The organism is Oribacterium sp. (genome assembly GCF_057249185.1).
Map to the genome: position 1 here is coordinate 1 of NZ_DBHIGR010000179.1, position 4,373 is coordinate 4,373.

Genomic DNA, 4,373 nt, shown 5'->3' on the forward strand with positions numbered 1-4,373 from the left:
AATTAAAATTAAAATTTAATTTTTATTTCTTTTATAGATTTGAGAAACTTAGCCGATAATAAGGAGTAAGTTTCAAATGCGCAAAAAGCGCCATTCATTTTTTAAACTCACCAGTTGAGGAAAGGACAAGAATATATGTTAAGAGCAATGGATTCTGCAGTAGCAGGTTTGAGAGCACATCAGAACAAGTTAGACGTTATCGGTAACAACATCGCCAATGTTAACACTTTCGGATTTAAGTCTCAGGGATATAGCTTTAAGGATACAATGTATCAGACATCCAGTACTTCTTCAGGAGGAAAGCAGGAAGCCAGCGGTAATGCTACCATCGGTGGTGCAAACCCCGCGCAGTACGGATACGGTTCCTTAACCGGGTCAATTGCCACTGACTTTACTTCCAGTACACCATCCTATGTGGGAGGCTTCAATGCTTCCATCAACGGATCAGGATTCTTTGTAACCAGCGCATCCAATAAGGAAGTTACCCTGGATCCCGCAAATACAAAGACCACAACCGCAGAGATGAAGAAGAACAACTTCGCATATACCCGTGTTGGTCAGTTCTCTGTAGATGCAAACGGATATATTGTAGATGCAAACCACAACTTCGTATACGGCTTCCAGCCTGACTCTTTGACAGAGCCTACCAAGTACGGAGACGGCGGAAAGAAGCTGGTTGCCCTTCGTGCACCCGCAGCGGACAATACCGGGGCGGTAGCTTTAACCGGTAGCCCTGTGTTCACAGGATTTGCGGCACAGCTGAAGTCTGTAGAAATCGGAGCAGACGGAATTGTTAAGGGAATTATTGATAACAAGACTCCGGGAACCGGTGGAGCACCTGCGCAGGTTACATCCACATCCATCGTTTTAGGAAAGGTGGCAGTTGCTTCCTTCCAGAACCAGGAAGGTTTGACCAAGGCAGGAAACAACACCTTTAATGCAGGAGTAGGAGATAACACAGGATACATTTCCGCAACCATGCCCGGTGAGGGTTCCACCCCTACCCTGATGGCAGGATATTTGGAAGCATCCAACGTTGACTTGGCAAAGGAATTCTCTGACATGATTACCACTCAGAGAGGTTTCCAGGCTAACTCCAAGATCATTACCGTATCGGATGAAGTTCTTCAGGAACTGGTAAATATGAAGAGATAAAACATAAGCTAAGGCTTTCCTGAGTTGGAAAACAGAATAGATTGCTTCTGAAAAGAAGAAAAATCCGTTTCCAACAAAGGAAGGCTTCTGCTGTGTAAGTAGACGAAAGGAGGAAATCATGATACGCCTAACAAAGTTAAACGGGGAAGAAGTGTTTTTGAATTATTTTCAAATCCTTTACATTCGCCGCATTCCGGAAACCAAGGTAAAGCTGGCAAACGGAGATTTCTATCTGGTAAGAGATAGCGTGGAGTCGATTATTGAACAGGTTCAGGGTTTCCTAAGAAAGTGTCTTACTTTTGAGGATAAATTTCATGAGGGAGAAGACGTACATGAAATTAAGGGGAAAGAAAGAGAAGCTTAGGAAGAGCGCATAGGAAGCAAGGAGGCTAGTCAATAAGTATGGACATTTCAATGCTGTTAGGCTGGATTATCGCTATTGCCTTAATCATTAGTGGTATTACCATGCCGAAGTTGGGGAACTTCTGGGACGCACCCAGTGCCCTGATCGTAGTTGGAGGAACAATAGCGGCGTTAATCGCCTGCTACCCATTCCGAATCATTAAGGAAATTCCGAAGCATATCGGAATCTGCTTTCGAGGAGGAAAAAAATATAATGTACCGCAAACCGTGGATGCCCTGGTGGATTTGGCTTTGATTGCCAGACAGAGCGGTTTGCTGGCTTTGGAAGAAAAGGCGGAAGAAATCAAGGAGCCCTTCTTTAAACAAGCCGTAGTCATGATTGTAGATGCCAATGATCCGGATAAGGTACGTGCCTCTCTGGAGCATCAGGTAGAAGATATGATGACCAGACATGAAGAAGCGAAAGGTCTTTATGTTAAGGGATCCGCTTTGGCGCCGGCCTTCGGTATGATCGGAACCCTGGTAGGTCTGGTAAACATGTTAAAGGGTATGGACCTTTCCGGTTCCGGTGGCGGAGCCAGTACCCTGGGACAGGACATGGGTGTTGCCTTAATCACTACCTTCTACGGTTCTGCCATGAGTAACGTGCTTTTCCACCCCATTGCCCAGAAGCTAACCATCAAGGACAATGAAGAGGTTCTATACTGCTCCATTATTATCGAAGGTGTTATCGCCATTCAGTCCGGAGATAACCCCAAGGTTATCCGGGAAAGACTTTTGGCTTCCCTTGCCCAGAAGCAGCAGAAGAAGCTTTTGGCTAAGGCCGGAGCGGCAGGCGGAGATGCCGGAGGAGGAGACAAGTAATGAAGAAACGAGGTGGAGGAGACGAAGGTGGATCCTGGATGGACACCTACGGGGACCTGGTTACCCTCTTAATGACCTTCTTCGTGCTTCTTTACTCCATGTCCAGTATTGACTCGGCAAAGTGGGATGTGTTTGTACGTTCCATTTTCCCCAACGGACGCCCGGGAGATAAGTCGGCGGAGCAGATTATTATTAACGGTCAGGCCACCAATAAGGATGAGCCTGCCGGAGAAATAGGAGACAGCGGAGCCCCGGAAAATACGGTAGATCCAAACAATATTAATGAATTGTATCTGCAGATTGCCCAGGCTTTGAATGGGGCAGGTATTGACGGTGTTGAAGTTTCCCGTGGACAAGATTACACCTTTGTGGTATTTAAAGATAAGGCATTTTTTGCCGGAGACAGCTCGGTAATTACTCCACAAGGACAGGAGACTTTATCCATATTTTGTGATACTATAGCACCAGATGCAAACAAGCTGTCTCAGGTTAATGTTATGGGTCATACCGCCCAGGCAGATCCGGAAAGAGCCAATAACCCGAGAAACGATAGAATCTTGTCGGTTATGCGTGCAGCGGAGGTTTGTCTCTTCATTCAGGGAAGAGGAATCATCTCCCCGGATAAGCTGGTCAGCATCGGTTACGGACAGTTCCACCCTATAGCGGATAACGCTACATCGGAGGGAAGAGCCAAGAATCGAAGAGTGGAAATTTTGCTTATTGACGAAGGCGCAGAAATCCGTAATATTAATGAGTACTTCGAGGAGTACTACAGCGGAGCCAATGCGGACAAAACCATCGTTACCGATGGTGTGCCGGAGAATATTAAGGCAGAAGAAGCAGGAGGCAATGCTGCTCCCCAGGAAGGCGCTGCGCCCGCAGATGGAGCTGCGCCCGCCGGAGAAGGAAGCCCCGCAGCCGGAGCGGACACCGCAGGCGCTGCAGAAGGTGCTAACAATGCAGGAGCTGCAGAGGGCGCGGCAAGCACAGGCGCTGAGGCAGGGGGCCAACAGGCCATGGCCAAAGAAAAGACACCGCAGGTTGCCGGTGTTTCCCGAGAAATTCCCGGGGAAAAAGAAGAGGACAGTATTGGAGGAAACATCAAAAAAATACTGGGAGACTTCTTGAAAGGACTTGGAGGAAAAGCTAAGTCTTAAATCCTTTAGCAGGGCTAAGGGAGTATGAGAAAGGGGTTATGTAAGAAAAGCGCGATTTTCTTACAGTAGGAAGAAGAAGAGGTTATTGAATGGCAGACGTCTTATCCCAAAGCCAAATTGATGCGCTTCTGAAATCCATGCAGGACACTCCGCCAAAAGAAGAGGCGGTGGAAACGGATCTGGACGAGATTTTAGACCAGCTTAATAATGAGGACTCGCAGGTTCAAGAGGATCATTACAGTAAGTATGATTTCTACAGCCCGAGGAAGTTTACCAAAGAGAAGATTCGTTTATTAAAGAGTATATTTGATAACTATGCTCGAATCTTGACTTCCCAGGTGAACGGTATTTTCCGTACTACAACGGATATTACGGTTTTGGAATTACGAGAAACCCGGTATTACGAGTACGTCAATGCTTTTCATGAAAATGACTGTATGACCATCGTGGAAACCCATGTTGAGGGAAAGGGAAAGAGCAATGTGCCTTTGATGGCTTATCTTTCTCCCGGATTAACTCTGACTCTGGTCAGTCACATGCTGGGCGGTACGGAATCCTTCTTAAAGACGGAAGGGGAATATCGCTACACGGATGTGGAAATGGCGCTGTACAAAAGAATCATGGAATATATTGTTCATGCTCTTGGAGACGGCTTCAGTAATTACATCAATGCGGAATTTAAGATTGCCAAGGTAGAGTCAAATCCTTCTATGGTACAGGAAGTGGGACTGGATGAGACAGTAGTGATTGTAGTCTTAAATGTGGATATCTCGGGGCTTGCCATGGAAAGAATCCGAATCTGTCTTCCCGGAACCCTTCTGGAACATATGTTTA

Annotated in this window: 5 protein-coding genes; all 5 read left to right on the forward strand. The window is 46.5% G+C overall.

All coding sequences use genetic code 11. The annotated features are described in order from the left end of the window. The first annotated feature begins 135 nt into the window (after positions 1–135). Complete coding sequence (locus ACO4PX_RS08890) at positions 136–1,155, forward strand: flagellar hook-basal body complex protein (protein ID WP_183682869.1); 1,020 nt, start codon at positions 136–138, stop codon at positions 1,153–1,155. Between the two features lie 118 nt (positions 1,156–1,273). Next, entirely contained in the window at positions 1,274–1,519 is a 246-nt protein-coding gene (locus tag ACO4PX_RS08895) for a flagellar FlbD family protein (protein WP_007156873.1), read from the forward strand. 38 nt (positions 1,520–1,557) lie between these two features. After that, positions 1,558–2,382 (forward strand): motility protein A, encoded by an 825-nt coding sequence (locus ACO4PX_RS08900; protein ID WP_304069794.1) that lies wholly within the window; start codon positions 1,558–1,560, stop codon positions 2,380–2,382. Next, positions 2,382–3,539, forward strand: coding sequence for an OmpA/MotB family protein (locus ACO4PX_RS08905; protein WP_304069796.1), 1,158 nt, complete (start codon positions 2,382–2,384; stop codon positions 3,537–3,539). Before ACO4PX_RS08900 ends, ACO4PX_RS08905 begins: the two co-directional genes overlap by 1 nt. An 89-nt stretch (positions 3,540–3,628) precedes the next feature. Further along, positions 3,629–4,373: flagellar motor switch protein FliM (locus tag ACO4PX_RS08910; RefSeq protein WP_485572327.1), on the forward strand; the 745-nt coding region annotated here is incomplete at its 3' end.

What these genes read in the sequence shown, in the direction of transcription:
- ACO4PX_RS08900 (WP_304069794.1), top strand. Translation starts at nt 1,558, where the DNA reads ATGGACATTTCAATGCTGTTAGGCTGGATTATCGCTATTGCCTTAATC.
- ACO4PX_RS08905 (WP_304069796.1), top strand. Translation starts at nt 2,382, where the DNA reads ATGAAGAAACGAGGTGGAGGAGACGAAGGTGGATCCTGGATGGACACC.
- ACO4PX_RS08895 (WP_007156873.1), top strand. Translation starts at nt 1,274, where the DNA reads ATGATACGCCTAACAAAGTTAAACGGGGAAGAAGTGTTTTTGAATTAT.
- ACO4PX_RS08890 (WP_183682869.1), top strand. Translation starts at nt 136, where the DNA reads ATGTTAAGAGCAATGGATTCTGCAGTAGCAGGTTTGAGAGCACATCAG.